Consider the following 15,621-nt stretch of genomic DNA (forward strand, 5'->3'; position numbering starts at 1 on the left):
CATGGATTAGAGTTTAAACATGTCTGAAATATTGATTCCGAGCGTTGCTACATACGTTATACCGTTCTGAGGCAACTGTACTGCCGAGTCTGCAGCCTTGTCCTTATAGTTGAAGATGTTGTCTATCATCAGCCCGAGTGTAATGCCTCGCGGCAGTTCCGACCGCAAATTGACCGAACAGAGCGTGCGGGCATCGTACACGGAACGGGTGTACGCCTTGGTTTTACTGTCGTAAGAATAGCGCGTGATGCGCGATACCCATTGGCTGTTTAAGGCAACTGTCTCCGTTGTCTTGCCGAAACGGTGTTTGTAGAGCGTGCTGAAACGTGCGCTATGCGGCCGAATCCACGACATATTATAACCGTCTTTCTTGTCAAAGTCGTTGATGTAAGCGTAGGCTCCGGAGAAACGAAGCCCGCAAGGCAGCATGTAATTGGCCGTAAGTTCTACACCTGTCGTCTTTACATTGAACGAATTGGCATAACGCATGTTCCATGATTTGCCGGGTTCTATATATTCATAGGTGATTTTATTCTTGTAACGATTGTGATAGACAGACACTGCGAGGTTCAAACCTTTATGGTCGTACTCTACCGAAGCCGATAACTGACTGCCTTCTTCGGGCTTCAAATCTTTGTTGCCATACATCATAATACCCGTTCCTCCCATGTTATACTCCTGATAGAGTTCTTTCAGATTAGGAATACGGTATCCCTGCGAATAACCTGCACGCAGGGTAATGCGCTTCCAAGGACGGTATAAAGCCGAGATCTTCGGCGTGAGATGGAACTTATAATGTAACCCCTTGTCGCCACGCAAACCAAGAACAACATCGATATTATCGGCAATATGCCAGTCTTCTTGCAGGCAGAGAGAGAATTGGTTCATGTGTACGTTGGCGGTATCTTTCATGAAATGATGCTTCAGGTCTTCGCGCAAAAAGTCTACACCGCCGCTGATAGTATGCTTGCCAAAGGTTCCTGTATAATACATACGCACGGTGTTGTTGATATTGCGATAAACCTTTTCTTTCAAATCCACACGGTCATATACATTATTCTTTATATAAATATCGCGGATATACGAAAGTTCCAAGCTCTGATTATCGAAAAATTGCCACTTTAAACGGCCGCTCAACACGAGGTCTTCGTATCTCTGATGAAATCTGGCATTAAGATATGTGGCACGCGTATTGGCATAGTAAGAAGCTCTGACGTAAGCACTGAGCCGGTCGGTAAAGTTGTACGACAGCTTTTGCGATAAGTCCATGATGCGATAGCCGTAGATATAAGCCGCCGTAGGCTTGGCCTCTGTTTTGGTTACAGTGCCGTCGGGATTAAGCGTTTCGGTCACTTTACCCTTGTCATCGCTTACAAGATAGGTGTCTCTTTTGCGAAACGTGAACGATGTAAGTGATGAGAAGCGCTTCAAGTTGGTACCTGTAGAGGCGGTATATTGCTCTCCGTTATGCCCGGCATAGCGGGCATGCAGGCGTACATTTACCGGACGAACGCTCTTCTTGGTAATTATATTGATGACACCTCCAATTGCACGGCTGTCATACAGTGTGGATGCCGCCCCTCGAACGACTTCTATCCGCTCTATATCATCTATATTGAACCGGCTGTAGTCTATGTTACTGGCGCCACCCTCACCACTTATCCGCTCTCCATCGAGCAAGAAGAGTACTGCCTTGCTATCCATACCCTGATAGGTTATCTCCGGAACTTGGCTCATCGTGTTATAATAGAACTGTACACCGGGCAAGGTGTACTCCAAGAGGGTAGTTATATCGGCGGGATTTACGTTATCTATCTCTTCTCGAGAGATAACTCGCGTGATTACAGGTACATCCTTCAGCGGACGTTCGCTACGTGTACCCGTGACAACAACCTCGTTAAGATTGGTTTCTGCAGGGATTAACCTTATTATAAAGGGCGGATGTCCGCTCGAGGGAACCGTTATACGACGCGTAACATACCCAACAAAGCTCACCCGAAGGCTATATACCCGGTCTTTTTGGAAATCTATCGCAAATTCACCTTTGGCATTCGTTCCGGTATTGATATTTGTACCTTCGACAGAGATAGTGGCTCCCGCAAGCGGACCGCCGTCTACCGAAACTACCACGCCTTTAACGGTGTACTTGGGAGGCGAGACAGGACCGGCACCCCTTACGTTAACCCACGCTACAGCAAGCTGCAAAAAGAGGAGATATAGAAATTTATTCATGTTCTTATTCCTCATTATTCATTAAAGATCAATGAAACATAAGGATTGTTTTGCGGTTGCCGGACAGACAGACAGGCATGCCGGCAAAAACGGAACAACACAAAAAACAGCACTTGAATATTACCTGCCGCCATCTACCCGACCGTCAACCACAAAATACCCTTACTTCTATTACGCGTTTTTCTTTATTAATTTGTAATCGAACTTAATCATTTTCTGCTTTCCGGTATCATCCAAATAGTCGTTGAACTTAAGAAGAGCATAGCTACCATCCTTGAATTTCACCACAAAAACCTTATCGCTCAACGTACGTTTGGGCGGCATACCCACGCTGGTAAGCCATTTACCCAGAACCAAATTGGCCTGTCCTTTGGAATATCCCATCAGATTTTTCTGCATACCAGCCATATCTACAACAATAAAGATATCCTTGTCAGCCTCATAGGTTCCGCTTGTAAGATCGGTTAATTTAACCTTATCGAGCATCGTCTCCTTAGTTATCATCGCCTCGCCCCCATTGGTTCGCACGTCATAAACATGGAAAGCCAAGTGCCAAGTCTTGGGTTCGTTAGGCGTACCTGCCTTGACCGTCTTTGTTACCTCGTAGGCAAGCGAGCCGTCTGCATTCCTTTTATACTTTCCGTTTTCTACAATTAGCTGGTGATATTCCCATTCGTTCACATCTTTTCTTATAGCAGTATCACCGTTTTCAAGATTTACAAAAACCCATGAATCGTATGCTGAAGCCGGAAACGAGGCACTCTTGGCTTTTACATCTTTAGGATCTACTCGGTTTGCAGGTTCGTCATTATTGTTGCTACATGCCGAAACAATAATCATAACAAGGCATAATGCCAAAAATAGTTTGGTTTTCATCGTTTAAAATTAAATTGTTAAATTTGAATTAATTAGCTTATCGATTGCAAAATTAAGTTCTTTCCATCGGCCGTACAATACTAAAAAAGGGGTATTTTTTCTAAGCGGAAAGGGTGCAAGGAAAAGCATACGAATACACACAACAACCTACCAATCAACGCTTTACACAACACACACCAGTTCTACAGCTACCATGTGTGCTACCTACTTCTATCTAATCATAATTAGTGATTGGCATAAAAAGATATAAAAAAGTAAAAAAGAGATGCCACGCAAAGCATGCATCTCTTGAATATTCGAGCCTCTTGTCGGATTCGAACCAACGACCCCGAGATTACAAATCACGTGCTCTGGCCAACTGAGCTAAAGAGGCAAGGCGGGTAAGCTATTCATATCGCGCCGCTACAACCAACTACCTTTGCTACGTTCCCGTCCTGGAGGATTCGATGGGAGCTGACCGTATGAGACTTACCCATATACATTAAAACGGATGCAAAGGTAATCAATTTATACCGAATGGCGCAACAACAAGAGCGTTTTTCCATCTCTTTTAACATCTTTTGGGGGTTCTATTCTGTCCGTACGGCACCGCTATCGATTACTCATTGCTTGCCTTTCTTCCACGTTCTTTATTTCTTTTACCGGAAAGGATAAGGAGAGAATGCGCTTCTCCACTTAAAAAGGAAAGACAACTCCCATCCGATTTCCCCCTACAGAGGGGAGTTAGAGGGGGATTATGCAATCTATTGATTATGAATACGTGCCAAACGCCTTTCTTACATTGCCTGTCTGATTGCCTCAGACAGGCAATGTAAGCCGCTTAAACGGCATATCTGCCCGCGACAGGTGGTACACCTATAGGTAAAAAATCGAAAAATTACAACCCGAACACATACAATATGCAATAAATTGACTACTTTTGCATCAGTATGATAAATATCGCTTCGTTAATACAGCTCAAGGCTTTTGCGCAGCAAGACGGTGCCCTGCTCAGCCTTTTATGGCTTGTAGGTTTCGTCTCGATGGTACTTGTACCGGTTCCGTTTCTCAATGAACTGGTCGTACTTGCCACGCCTTTCTTCGTCGGATGGCGGCTGTTCAAGTTTCGTAACTACGCTTTGAGCGGCATAATCTCTTACCGCCGCGCGTTCGGCTACTGCTTCTATACCTTTTTATACAGCTCTCTAATCTTCGCAGTGGCACAGGGTTTATACTTTCAGTTCCTCGATCACGGCAAGTTTACGGCACTCCTAAATCAGGTAGTAAGCGTTAACGCCGCCGCTTATCGGGCCATGGGGATAGACAGCAAGCAGCTGATAGAGTCGGTAGGCATACTCGCCGATTTGAGTGCAATAGAGAAAGCATTCCTCTTTATGATGCAAAATATCATGGTAGCCATACCGCTTTCGCTGTTCATAGCCGTCTTCGGTGCGAAGAAGGCCCCCACCATGAAGCTGCCGGAGCATAGGAACGGGCACCCCATAGATAAAGAAAACAAATAACAAGCAAACTATACAGATGGATATTACAATCGTCGTACCCCTATTCAACGAGGCAGAATCGCTGCCCGAACTCTATGCGTGGATCGAACGCGTGATGCAGGCAAACCGCTTCTCTTACGAAGTAATATTCGTAAACGATGGTTCTACCGATGCTTCATGGCAGGTTATCGAGCAGTTGAGCGCACAGTCGGAACACGTAAAGGGCATTAAATTCCGCCGTAACTACGGCAAAAGTCCCGCGTTATACTGCGGTTTCAAAGAGGCACAGGGCGATGTCGTCATCACTATGGATGCCGATTTACAGGACTCACCCGACGAAATACCGGAACTCTACCGAATGATTACCGAAGACGGATACGATCTTGTGTCGGGATATAAGCAGAAACGTTACGATCCGATAAGCAAAACATTGCCGACAAAACTATTCAATGCCACCGCAAGACGGATAAGCGGAATACGAAACCTGCACGACTTTAACTGCGGACTCAAGGCATATCGTCGCGATGTAGTGAAGAATATCGAGGTTTATGGCGAAATGCATCGCTACATACCTTATATAGCTAAGAACGCCGGATTTAGCAAAATCGGCGAAAAGGTGGTGCATCATCAGGCGCGAAAGTACGGATCTTCGAAGTTCGGACTGAACCGCTTCTTCAACGGTTACTTAGACCTGATAACGCTATGGTTCCTCAGTAACTTCGGCAAAAAGCCCATGCACGTGTTCGGACTGTTGGGTTCGTTCATGTTCTTCATCGGCTTTATCGCCGTTATCTTCATCGGTGCCGACAAGTTCTATGCCCTTGCCAACGGCATACCCCAACGCCTCATCACCGACAGTCCGTGGTTCTACATCGCCCTGACCACTATGCTAATCGGCACACAACTCTTTTTAGCGGGCTTCCTTGGCGATCTTATCAGCCGTTCAAACCCCACCCGTAACGATTATCAAATAGAAAAAACGATCCGATGCGAAGAATAATCCTGCCATGCATGGCTATTGTAATGCTAACGGCATGCTCGTCTATCGACTGTCCATTGAATAGTGCCGTGGCTACATATTATAAATTAGCCGGCAATATTACCACGCTAAGCGACACGCTCACCATCTCTACCACACGTAACGACGGCAACGACACGGTGATACTGAACCGTGCAACGGCGGTAGACAGCTTTTCGCTGCCCATGAGTCATGCTGCCGCCCGCGACACATTCTACTTTGAAGTGAAGCGCGTGGGCGGAGCAACCACGATAGACACCGTGCGTATCGCCAAGGAAGACCACCCCCATTTCGAGTCGATAGACTGCAATCCGGCGGTATTCCATAAAATCAACGGCGTGGAATGCACGTACCATGTCCTCGACTCCATCGTTGTAAAAAAAGCAAACGTAGATTATGATTACACCAAAGCGCATTTCCATGTTTACTTTAAGGCTGCTGGCGAGTAGTTGCATGATGCTTTCGGCACTGACAGGCAGTGCACAACAGCCCAAAAGAATTGTACCGGAAAAGACCGACACCATAGCTACGTTTCGGGGAGTGGCGGTGTCTGCCGACCTCGTAGGCTTGGGGCAACTCGTCTTGAGCGGCTACGGACAACTGGAAGCTGCACTGCGCGTGAACATCAAAGATAAGTATTTTCCCGTCGTCGAGCTCGGTTTAGGGCGGGCGAATGCCGACGACGTGACCACCAGACTTACCTACAAAGCCACCGCTCCATACGGAAAAGCAGGCTTAGACTTCAACATGATGAGAAACAAGCACGACGACTATCGGCTGTATTTGGGCTTTCGTTACGCTTTCACATCATTTAAATACGACATAGAGCACCCGGGTATCATCGATCCGGTGTGGGGTGGAGTGCATAACTTCGGCGCTCAAGGCGTGAAAGGCAGCTATCATTGGCTGGAAGGCGTGGCAGGCATCGACGCTAAAATATGGGGGGCGTTCCGCTTGGGGTGGAGTGTAAGATACAAACGACGCCTGTTTCATACCGCCGGAGAGATAGGTGAACCGTGGTATGTGCCCGGTTTCGGGCGCGCAGGCGGTGCAAAGTTCGGTGCTACATTCAATGTAATCCTCGAAATATGACAGATAACAAGAAACGTAAAAGACTGTTCTGGCAGGTGCCTTTCTTGCTTGCACTGATCGCAGGCACGGTATACATCATCCGTCAACAGCAGTCCATGCCCTATCAGCACGACAGTGGATTTATCTTCGGAACGGTGTATAACATCACTTACCAGAGCGACCAAAACCTGCAAAACGAGATTGTAGCGCAGTTGAACAAGGTGGATGCCTCGCTTTCAACTTTCAACAAAGGCTCGATTATATCGCAGGTAAACATGAATAAGGATGTGGCTGTAGACGATATGTTTAGGGAAGTGTTCGAACAGGCACAACAAATATCGGCGGAAACCGGCGGTGCATTCGATATAACCGTGGCACCTATGGTCAATCTATGGGGCTTCGGCTTCAAAAACAATATGCATCCGTCGCCACAAACCATAGACAGTTTACGCGCCATAGTGGGATATAAAAAGGTTAGTTTGGCAGCCAATCGGGTGAAGAAGCAGGACCGGCGCATCATGCTCGACTGCTCTGCCATTGCCAAAGGTTATGGTTGCGACGTTGTGGCACGCTATCTACGCAGCAAAGACATAAAGAATTTTATGATTGAAATAGGCGGAGAAGTGGTCACGAGCGGCATCAGCGAGAAACGTTTGCCGTGGAGAATAGGGGTAACCAAGCCCACAGACGACTCTACCCACATCGACCAAGAGCTGCAGACGGTGCTAAACGTTACGGATAAAGCCATGGCTACGAGCGGCAACTACCGCAACTTCTACTACAAGGGCGGTAAGAAATATGCCCACACCATAGATCCTAAGACGGGCAGACCGGTACAACACAGCTTGCTCTCGGCCACTGTATTGGCGCCAAATTGCGCTACAGCCGACGCATACGCCACGGCTTTCATGGTAATGGGTATAGAAAAAGCCAAACAGGTGTTGCAGAAACATCCCGAACTGATGGCCTACTTCATCTATGCCGATGCCGAAGGAAAGACTTCGATATGGCATTCGCCCTCGATGGACGGCAAGTTCGTGGCCGAATAACACCCCGTGCGCGGCCGCTTCATCCCTCATCCGATAACCCTATAAACAACGTATTGTCCATGTCTATGCTGCACTTATACGACAAATTGCTTACGCTTCCACTCTTTCAAGGGCTGAGCCATAACGATTTGTCGCAGATTGTAGAACAAATACCTTTTGAGTTTAAGGCGTTTAAAGAGCAAGACGTTATCGTTAAAGAAGACACCCCGTGCAGCAATATGGTATTCCTGCTCGACGGAGTGGTAGAAACTACGGCATGGTCGGACGACAGACAATACTCATTAAAAGAACAACTAAAAGCGCCGAACGTACTGCAACCCGAACGTATCTTCGGTCTTACGCAGCGTTATACGCGTACTTATCAGGCCCTCACACGGTGCGGCACGCTCTTTCTGAGAAAGGAATATGTGGTTAGCATGTCGTCTTCTTACGACATATTCCGTACCAATCTCCTTAACATTCTGTCTACCCAGAGCCAGCGTTTCCAGCATCGACCGTGGATAAGGCAGCCCCATAGCCTGCGCGAACGTATCGTTCGTTTCTTCATAGACCACTGTCTATACCCTGCCGGAAGCAAGGACTTTAAGATCAAGATGACACAGTTAGGGGCCGAAGTGAACGACAGTAGGCTCGACGTTTCGCGTGCCTTGAACGAGATGCAGGCCGAAGGACTGCTCATACTCAGCCGAAATCATATCGTTATTCCTGCAATGGAACGGTTGATTATGTAGGGAATTTTAACCTCCCCCGTCCCCTCCAAAGGAGGGGGGTGTCTTGCGGAAGATGGGTAAATATAGTACACGCAGGAGTTTTCGTGCTTTTTCATTTGAAGCGAAGGGGCAGTCTAAATGTGCTTTTCCCCTTGGAAAGTAGAGACGGAGAGGGGATGGATGGCGGCGGGTTATCATGTTTCATCCCCTCCCCGTATCCTTTTATTAAAGAGAGGAGTATGGTGTTCGCGCTTAATTCATAATCTGTTGGTTAAGAATGTATTATGTGTATTACCGTTAGAGGGCATGTCTGTCTGCTTCAGATGGTATTTCTAACAGACTTAGATGGCATTTCTATGCTCCACAGGTAGTTGCTTCGGTTGAACTGCGGGAACTTAACTCGCACATCATTTTATACATGTATCATAAAAACCGAATGGCACAACAGAACTTAGGCAAGTCAAATCCCTACAATACACCCATTAATCACTCCTCCCTCATCTCTAATCCATCACCTCTACACCCCTCCTTCGGAGGGGACGGGGGAGGTCCCCATCCGTCTTGTAATATTCGTTAAAAATACTATTTATAATAATGTGTCTTTGATATTTTTACTATTTTTGCAAGTAAAATAGATGGTACGATTAGTATGAATGAAAAGAATATAGAGAACACAGAACACCAAAATCCCTTCTTCCTGCCCTATGAAACGCCGCACAACACGGTGCCTTTCGGTCGTATTCGGACATCTGACTACGAAAAAGCATTCATGGAAGGCATACAACGCGACGATGAAGAGATAGAAAAGATAACGAATAACCCCGATGAACCGACTTTCGACAACACTATCATACATGTAGACACCTCGAAGGGAGAACATTATTATGACCTGCTCGATAGGGTTTCGAACGTTTTTTCGTGCATGTTATCGGCCGAGACCAACGATGAACTCGACGAATTGGCACAGAAAATGAGTCCGATACTTACCAAACATGCCAACGATGTAATGCTTAACAAACGCATGTTTGCACGGGTAAAGCACGTTTACCAGCACCCCGACCGCAAACTTTCGGCCGAAGAACAGATGCTGCTCGATAAATGTTACGACGGTTTTGTGCGTAGCGGAGCACTGTTGAATGAAGCCGGAAAGAAACAACTCAGGCAACTTACCGAAGAAGCAGCCATGCTCTCGCTGCAATTCTCGCAAAACCTATTGAAAGAAAACAAGGCTTTCGAACTGCATATAACCGATGAGAAACAGCTTGACGGACTGCCTGAAACGGCACGAGAAGCGGCGGCTTTGGCTGCTAAAGAGAAAGGATCGGAGGGGTGGATATTCACTCTCGACTTTCCAAGTTTCTCGCCTTTCATGACTTATTCTACCCAACGCGACCTGCGTAAACGCATGTATATGGCGCGAAACACGGAATGTACGCACGATAATACAGAAAACAATCTCGACATTTGCAAGCGTCTGATCAACCTGCGTCGCGAAATAGCGCAATTACTCGGCTATGATACCTACGCCGACTATGTGCTCAAGCATCGCATGGCAAGCAATGTAGGCAACGTATATAAGCTTTTAGACGAATTGATCGATGCCTATAAGCCCGCTGCACAGAAAGAAGTGGCCGAGATAGAGGCCATGGCAAAGCAGATGGAAGAAAGCGATTTCGAGCTTATGCCGTGGGACTTCGGCTATTACAGCCATAAGCTGCAGATGGAGAAATATAATATCGACGCTGAAATGCTGCGCCCCTATTTCGAACTTTCCAACGTTATCCGAGGTGTATTCGGTCTGGCTACGCGTCTTTACGGCATCACCTTCGAGGAGAACAAAGATATTCCGGTGTATCATAAAGACGTGAAAGCCTACGATGTTTTCGATAAAGACGGCTCTTATCTTGCCGTTTTGTATACCGATTTCCACCCCCGTAAAGGCAAACAGGGAGGCGCTTGGATGACGGAATTCCAAGGACAATGGATCGATCATAAGGGCAACAACGTGCGTCCGCATGCCAGTCTGGTAATGAATTTTACCAAACCTACCGCCGACAAACCTGCTCTGCTGACGCTCGGAGAGGTAGAAACATTCCTGCATGAGTTCGGGCATTCCCTGCACGGAATATTCGCCAACACCCGTTTCGAGAGCCTTTCAGGCACGAATGTTTGGTGGGATTTCGTTGAATTACCCTCGCAATTCATGGAGAACTTTGCCGTTGAAAAAGAGTTCCTGCGTACGTTTGCCTTTCATTACCGAACGGGCGAAGTCATTCCCGACGACCTGATAGAGCGCATTATCCGCAGCCGTAACTTCAACGCAGCCTACGGCTGTATGCGGCAGGTGGCTTTCTGTCTGCTCGACATGGCCTATTACACGAAGACAGAAGCATTTACCGACGATATTATCCCCTTTGAAAAGCAGGCATGGGAGCGGGCTATGGTAACGCCACAACTGCCGGATACCTGTATGACAACGCAATTCAGCCACATTATGGCAGGTGGTTATGCGGCCGGATACTACAGTTACAAGTGGGCAGAAGTGCTGGATGCCGATGCTTTCGGTGTATTCAAACGCAACGGGATATTCGATCAAAAGACGGCACAAAGCTTTCGCGACAACATTCTTTCGCGCGGAGGAACCGAACACCCAATGATTCTATACAAGCGATTTCGCGGTCAAGAGCCCACTATACAGGCGCTGCTCGAACGCGATGGCATCGGTAAAACCAAAATAGAAATATGACATCGGCAGACGAGAAGCAGCAGAAATTAGACCTACGCTACCTGCGTATGGCTCGCGTGTGGGCAGAAAACAGCTATTGCAAACGCCGCCAAGTGGGCGCACTTGTAGTAAAAAACAAGATGATAATTAGCGATGGTTACAACGGAACGCCCAGTGGATTTGAGAATGTCTGTGAAGATGAAAACAGTATCACCAAGCCCTACGTGCTCCATGCAGAAGCTAATGCTATTACAAAGCTGGCACGCAGCTCTAACAACAGCGACGGTTCCACGCTTTATGTAACCGCTTCGCCCTGCATAGAATGCGCTAAACTCATCATACAAGCAGGCATTAAGCGCGTTGTCTACGGCGAACGTTACCGCTTAGAAGACGGTATCAACCTGCTTAGGAGAGCAAACATCGAAGTTATATATTTAAACCCCGACGAATATGAATCAGAATAAAAACCGATACATGCCGCTGCTGATGGCGCTCTGCGTGGTTATCGGCATCATCATAGGTTCTTTCTATGCGAACCATTCCTCCGGAAATCGGCTGAATATCATTAATTCAGGCAGCAAAAGACTTAACGATTTGTTGCATATCATCGACGATCAATACGTTGATAAGGTAGATGTAGACTCGTTGGTAGAGAAAGCTATCCCGCAAATTCTTGCCGAACTCGATCCCCATTCGGTGTATATAAACGCCAAAGACGTGCAGGCTGCCAACGATGATCTTAAAGGATCGTTCTCTGGAGTAGGCATTGAATTTACGATACGTCAGGATACTATCCATGTTCAAAACGTAATCAAGAACGGTCCGGCAGAACGTGCAGGGCTCTTAGCCGGCGATAAGATCGTTACTGTAGATGGCAAGAAATTCGTCGGAAAGGCCGTTACGAACGAAGAGGCCATGCATAGATTGAAGGGACCTAAGGATACTAAGGTCCGTATAGGGGTGCTGCGTTACGGACAGAAGAAAGTGAAAGAGTTCACAGTTACGCGAGGCGACATTCCTTTAAAGAGCATCGGAGCCGCATACATGCTCGATGACAGCACGGGCTATATACGCATCAAGAGCTTCGGAGAAACCACCTATCCCGAACTGCTTATAGCTTTAGCCAAGTTATCCCAAAGGAATTTCTCAAATCTCATCATCGATTTGCGCGACAATACGGGCGGTTACCTGCAATCGGCCGTACAGATAGCGAACGAATTCCTACCCAACAACAAACTTATAGTGTACACCCAAGGTCGCAAATCGCCCCGCCAAGACTACAAGAGCAATGGTCATGGCAGCTATCAAAGGATACCTCTCGTGGTTTTAATCAACGAAGGATCGGCTTCAGCATCGGAGATATTTGCGGGAGCCATGCAGGATAACGACCGTGCCACTATCATCGGGCGCCGCTCTTTCGGCAAAGGACTGGTGCAACAGCAAATAGGTTTCCCCGACGGCAGTATGATCCGTCTGACCATTGCACGCTATTATACACCGTCAGGAAGGTGCATTCAGAAGCCTTATACGTTGGGAGACGACGCCAATTATGCCCAAGATCTGCTCACACGTTATAAACATGGCGAGTTTTTCTCGCAAGACTCTATTAAACACACCGGCCCCGCATATCACACAAGTATAGGGCGTACGGTTTACGGAGGTGGAGGAATTACCCCCGACATCTTTGTTCCGGAGGACACGGCCGACGTAACTTCCTATTATAAACAGGCAAGCATGAGCGGACTCATCCTGCAGTTTGCATTCACATACACCGACGACAACCGTCTTAAACTGAATACTTTCAAAGAGATGACCGCAATGGCAGACTATCTGATCAAGCAGAATATGGTAGACAAGTTTGCCGTATATGCCGACAAGCATGGCCTTAAACGCCGGAATTTGATGATACAACGTTCGCATAAACTGTTGGAACGTTTTATCAACAGCCGTATTATTTACAACATGCTCGATGAAGAAGCGTGGAACAGATATATCAATATGGACGATCCGGTAATAGGCACAGCGCTGGAAGTATTTAAAAATAAGGCGGCTTTTCCGCAGAAGCCCGCTCCCAAAACGGTGCCGAAACGAACGCAAAAGGTAGCCGCTACGACCAACATTTCCTACGAGTACCGCCCCTTGCATGCCTTTCCACATCTGACAGCCCATGCTTAAAAGCGAGATAAGAAGCGAAATACGCCTACGGAAGCGGCAGTTCACGCCCGAAAGATTGCACGAACTGTCGCTTCGTATTATGCAGAGACTGACGGAACACCCGCGATTAGTGGCAGCTAAAACTATACTCATGTACTATTCGCTGCCCGATGAACCGGATACACACGACACCATCGACCGCCTTGCAAGCATGGGCAAACGGATACTACTGCCTGTGGTAATAGGCGAAGAAACCATGATTTTGCGCGAATATAACGGAGAAAAAGACCTGCAGAAAGGCAGTCTCAGCATTATGGAACCCACAGGCGAACCATTTACAGCCTACGAGGAAATCGACGTTGCAGTAATACCGGGTATGGCATTCGATACAAACGGCAACCGTCTGGGGCGCGGGCGGGGCTATTACGACCGCTTTCTACGACCGCTGCCCTATATATATAAAATAGGTGTATGCTTCGATTTCCAAAAGTTATCCTGCATTCCGATCGACGAAAACGATGTGCGTATGCAAGAAATATTATAGAAATAGGTGAAGCGGTACCCCTCTAACTCCTCCCTATAAGGGGAGAACAGACCTTAGAGATGTTATGAATGTGGTTACTTCTCCCTTTTCCAAAGGAAGATAGAAAGAAGAATAAACGAGGCTATCAGCGCATCACAGCGACAATACGACGGCTGAAAAATTCTTATATTATGAAGTACGAACTTCTGTATACAGATAAATTTGAATCGTTCGAAACCTTCGCTAAGGCTTTAGAAAGACACATCTATCATTACAACAATAAAAGAATAAAACTCCGATTAGATAGAAAGAGTCCGGCGCAATACCAGACTCTTTCCAAAATCAGATAATGTTTAACACATCTAACTTTGCAGGGAAACTTCAGATCAGAGGTCTTCCATCACATACCTTCCTCCTCTGCAAGATCGATTTCCGACTTCTTTGCGCTCCCTTCACCACCTGTATCGAGCTGATTATCCTTACTTATCTCTACGCTGCCAAGATTAGAAATCTTCAGCAGAAGCGGCATGTATTCATCGCTCATCTTATCGGGAGAACCCACACTCGCTGCAAATATTAGCCGTTTACCCACTACCTGATCGTACACGATGCCCAATAAGGCGCCGTTCTTGCGATATGTAGCTTCGAGAGATGCATCGAAATCTGCTTTCGTAAACGTACGACAAAAGAACTCTGTGCCGTTACTACGCAAGATACGCACCGTAATTCGGTTGTCGAAATACTTATTCCCAGAGCCATCGTCGGCAAGCGGAAGCGAAGTATCTGCCACGCGTTTCACCTCTATCTTATAATGCGATCCCAACCATTCCACATCACGAGTCTGCGAATAATCACCCACTTTCTGCGTTGCCTTGGGCTTCTGCTTCACCGGTTTGGGCGCAATAATGCGATTACTGTCCGATTTACCGCCGCAAGATGTAATACCTACCACCGCAACGGCTACCGTCAACAGCATAAAAAGCTTTTTCATACCTCAATCATTTTAGATTACAAAGGTAACATATTTATCCGACAAATACGAAAAATGGCGCTTCCTAAATAATTCAGGAAGCGCCGCTGCCTTTAATCAAACCAAATACCATTGAAGATTGCTGTGATATAATAAAAGTTCAGTTAGTGCCGTTATTCGGTTTTCTTTGGCGGTTTAGTTCCGATTTGCTTACCAAAACGGGCACCACGACCATGGCGGTGTTGCATCTGTTTTGCATCGCTTTCGTACTTGGCATATTGCTCTTCGGTCATTATCTCTTTCAGTTCGCTGCGATAGGCAGCCATATTCTCCTGCATTTCTTTATGTTCAGCCTGCATAGCTTCACTATCTGGGCGTGGCGGACGCGGCATCGAGTCACGCAACAGCGGCGGTTGATTGCCGTCATCGGGCCGTTTACCTTTATTAAAACACCTGTCGCAACCTGCCATCGGAGGCATCTTGCCGGCATATCTGGCATTAAGTTCGAGGAGTTTCTTTGCCTGTTTCTTGTTCAAACCGTACTTCTCTACCATACGGTCGGTACGTATTTGCACCATCCGTTCCGTATCGGGCTTCTTTCTGTCGTTATCCTGCCATCTATCTTCACGTGCCATAACCGATACGTTCAGCATCAGTAAGGCAATCATTGTCATCATCATCTTCTTTTTCATCTTCACTACATTTTAATTGTTCGTACATAATCGTTTCTACGTTGCAACTATCAGTTTGACGTAGAGCGGTTATAAAAGTTTAACGAGATATGAAAAAATGTACGCTACTCCCTACAATTT

15 protein-coding genes and 1 tRNA gene are annotated in these 15,621 nt (G+C 46.8%); 11 read left to right on the plus strand and 5 right to left on the minus strand.

Features of this window, described 5'->3' with window-relative positions:
* Positions 1 to 6: 6 nt before the first annotated feature.
* The 3 genes from BN3912_RS00800 to BN3912_RS00810 form a co-directional block, all read right to left on the minus strand.
* Complete coding sequence (locus BN3912_RS00800) at positions 7 to 2,232, minus strand: TonB-dependent receptor (protein WP_023984957.1); 2,226 nt, start codon at positions 2,230 to 2,232, stop codon at positions 7 to 9.
* Positions 2,233 to 2,403: 171 nt separating this feature from the next.
* Positions 2,404 to 3,108, minus strand: a complete 705-nt coding sequence (locus BN3912_RS00805; protein WP_004367998.1) for an HmuY family protein — start codon at positions 3,106 to 3,108, stop codon at positions 2,404 to 2,406.
* A gap of 299 nt (positions 3,109 to 3,407) precedes the next feature.
* Positions 3,408 to 3,481: transfer RNA gene (locus BN3912_RS00810), tRNA-Thr, on the minus strand.
* A gap of 556 nt (positions 3,482 to 4,037) precedes the next feature.
* Here BN3912_RS00810 and BN3912_RS00820 point away from each other — a divergent pair.
* From BN3912_RS00820 to BN3912_RS12610, 11 genes are all read left to right on the plus strand, one after another.
* A complete protein-coding gene (locus tag BN3912_RS00820; RefSeq protein ID WP_004367996.1) occupies positions 4,038 to 4,610 on the plus strand; it encodes a DUF4199 domain-containing protein in 573 nt (190 codons plus the stop codon).
* 16 nt (positions 4,611 to 4,626) lie between these two features.
* Positions 4,627 to 5,589, plus strand: coding sequence for a glycosyltransferase family 2 protein (locus BN3912_RS00825; RefSeq protein WP_023984956.1), 963 nt, complete (start codon positions 4,627 to 4,629; stop codon positions 5,587 to 5,589).
* An 11-nt stretch (positions 5,590 to 5,600) separates the two neighbouring features.
* The gene (locus tag BN3912_RS00830; RefSeq protein ID WP_004367994.1) at positions 5,601 to 6,056 is read left to right on the plus strand and encodes a DUF6452 family protein; all 456 of its coding nucleotides are present in this window, start codon (positions 5,601 to 5,603) and stop codon (positions 6,054 to 6,056) included.
* Entirely contained in the window at positions 6,004 to 6,699 is a 696-nt protein-coding gene (locus BN3912_RS00835) for a DUF6048 family protein (protein WP_023984955.1), read from the plus strand. Before BN3912_RS00830 ends, BN3912_RS00835 begins: the two co-directional genes overlap by 53 nt.
* Complete coding sequence (locus BN3912_RS00840) at positions 6,696 to 7,727, plus strand: FAD:protein FMN transferase (RefSeq protein WP_023984954.1); 1,032 nt, start codon at positions 6,696 to 6,698, stop codon at positions 7,725 to 7,727. Before BN3912_RS00835 ends, BN3912_RS00840 begins: the two co-directional genes overlap by 4 nt.
* Positions 7,685 to 8,458 (plus strand): Crp/Fnr family transcriptional regulator, encoded by a 774-nt coding sequence (locus tag BN3912_RS00845; protein ID WP_317038897.1) that lies wholly within the window; start codon positions 7,685 to 7,687, stop codon positions 8,456 to 8,458. Before BN3912_RS00840 ends, BN3912_RS00845 begins: the two co-directional genes overlap by 43 nt.
* A gap of 628 nt (positions 8,459 to 9,086) precedes the next feature.
* Entirely contained in the window at positions 9,087 to 11,183 is a 2,097-nt protein-coding gene (locus BN3912_RS00850) for a M3 family metallopeptidase (RefSeq protein WP_023984951.1), read from the plus strand.
* Positions 11,180 to 11,626 (plus strand): dCMP deaminase family protein, encoded by a 447-nt coding sequence (locus BN3912_RS00855; RefSeq protein WP_004367988.1) that lies wholly within the window; start codon positions 11,180 to 11,182, stop codon positions 11,624 to 11,626. The genes BN3912_RS00850 and BN3912_RS00855 overlap by 4 nt, the downstream gene beginning before the upstream one ends.
* On the plus strand, positions 11,613 to 13,337 hold the full coding sequence (locus tag BN3912_RS00860; RefSeq protein WP_023984950.1) for a S41 family peptidase: 1,725 nt from the start codon (positions 11,613 to 11,615) through the stop codon (positions 13,335 to 13,337). Before BN3912_RS00855 ends, BN3912_RS00860 begins: the two co-directional genes overlap by 14 nt.
* A complete protein-coding gene (locus tag BN3912_RS00865; RefSeq protein WP_036859959.1) occupies positions 13,330 to 13,860 on the plus strand; it encodes a 5-formyltetrahydrofolate cyclo-ligase in 531 nt (176 codons plus the stop codon). Before BN3912_RS00860 ends, BN3912_RS00865 begins: the two co-directional genes overlap by 8 nt.
* A 170-nt stretch (positions 13,861 to 14,030) precedes the next feature.
* A complete protein-coding gene (locus tag BN3912_RS12610) occupies positions 14,031 to 14,189 on the plus strand; it encodes an IS3 family transposase (RefSeq protein ID WP_195906759.1) in 159 nt (52 codons plus the stop codon).
* A 50-nt stretch (positions 14,190 to 14,239) separates the two neighbouring features.
* Here BN3912_RS12610 and BN3912_RS00870 read toward each other — a convergent pair whose 3' ends face one another.
* Both BN3912_RS00870 and BN3912_RS00875 read right to left on the minus strand, forming a co-directional pair.
* Complete coding sequence (locus BN3912_RS00870; RefSeq protein WP_023984948.1) at positions 14,240 to 14,830, minus strand: DUF4738 domain-containing protein; 591 nt, start codon at positions 14,828 to 14,830, stop codon at positions 14,240 to 14,242.
* Positions 14,831 to 14,982: 152 nt separating this feature from the next.
* Positions 14,983 to 15,501 (minus strand): DUF4890 domain-containing protein, encoded by a 519-nt coding sequence (locus BN3912_RS00875; protein WP_023984947.1) that lies wholly within the window; start codon positions 15,499 to 15,501, stop codon positions 14,983 to 14,985.
* Positions 15,502 to 15,621 lie beyond the last annotated feature (120 nt).

The sequence above is a fragment of the Prevotella phocaeensis genome (assembly GCF_900065875.1).
Classification (GTDB): domain Bacteria; phylum Bacteroidota; class Bacteroidia; order Bacteroidales; family Bacteroidaceae; genus Prevotella; species Prevotella phocaeensis.

Excerpts from the sequence above, each read along its gene's own strand:
- BN3912_RS12610 (WP_195906759.1), top strand. The coding sequence starts at position 14,031 with ATGAAGTACGAACTTCTGTATACAGATAAATTTGAATCGTTCGAAACC.
- BN3912_RS00805 (WP_004367998.1), bottom strand. The coding sequence starts at position 3,108 with ATGAAAACCAAACTATTTTTGGCATTATGCCTTGTTATGATTATTGTT.
- BN3912_RS00830 (WP_004367994.1), top strand. The coding sequence starts at position 5,601 with ATGGCTATTGTAATGCTAACGGCATGCTCGTCTATCGACTGTCCATTG.
- BN3912_RS00850 (WP_023984951.1), top strand. The coding sequence starts at position 9,087 with ATGAATGAAAAGAATATAGAGAACACAGAACACCAAAATCCCTTCTTC.
- BN3912_RS00865 (WP_036859959.1), top strand. The coding sequence starts at position 13,330 with ATGCTTAAAAGCGAGATAAGAAGCGAAATACGCCTACGGAAGCGGCAG.
- BN3912_RS00820 (WP_004367996.1), top strand. The coding sequence starts at position 4,038 with ATGATAAATATCGCTTCGTTAATACAGCTCAAGGCTTTTGCGCAGCAA.
- BN3912_RS00860 (WP_023984950.1), top strand. The coding sequence starts at position 11,613 with ATGAATCAGAATAAAAACCGATACATGCCGCTGCTGATGGCGCTCTGC.
- BN3912_RS00855 (WP_004367988.1), top strand. The coding sequence starts at position 11,180 with ATGACATCGGCAGACGAGAAGCAGCAGAAATTAGACCTACGCTACCTG.
- BN3912_RS00875 (WP_023984947.1), bottom strand. The coding sequence starts at position 15,501 with ATGAAAAAGAAGATGATGATGACAATGATTGCCTTACTGATGCTGAAC.
- BN3912_RS00825 (WP_023984956.1), top strand. The coding sequence starts at position 4,627 with ATGGATATTACAATCGTCGTACCCCTATTCAACGAGGCAGAATCGCTG.
- BN3912_RS00835 (WP_023984955.1), top strand. The coding sequence starts at position 6,004 with ATGATTACACCAAAGCGCATTTCCATGTTTACTTTAAGGCTGCTGGCG.
- BN3912_RS00840 (WP_023984954.1), top strand. The coding sequence starts at position 6,696 with ATGACAGATAACAAGAAACGTAAAAGACTGTTCTGGCAGGTGCCTTTC.
- BN3912_RS00845 (WP_317038897.1), top strand. The coding sequence starts at position 7,685 with ATGGCATTCGCCCTCGATGGACGGCAAGTTCGTGGCCGAATAACACCC.
- BN3912_RS00870 (WP_023984948.1), bottom strand. The coding sequence starts at position 14,830 with ATGAAAAAGCTTTTTATGCTGTTGACGGTAGCCGTTGCGGTGGTAGGT.
- BN3912_RS00800 (WP_023984957.1), bottom strand. The coding sequence starts at position 2,232 with ATGAATAAATTTCTATATCTCCTCTTTTTGCAGCTTGCTGTAGCGTGG.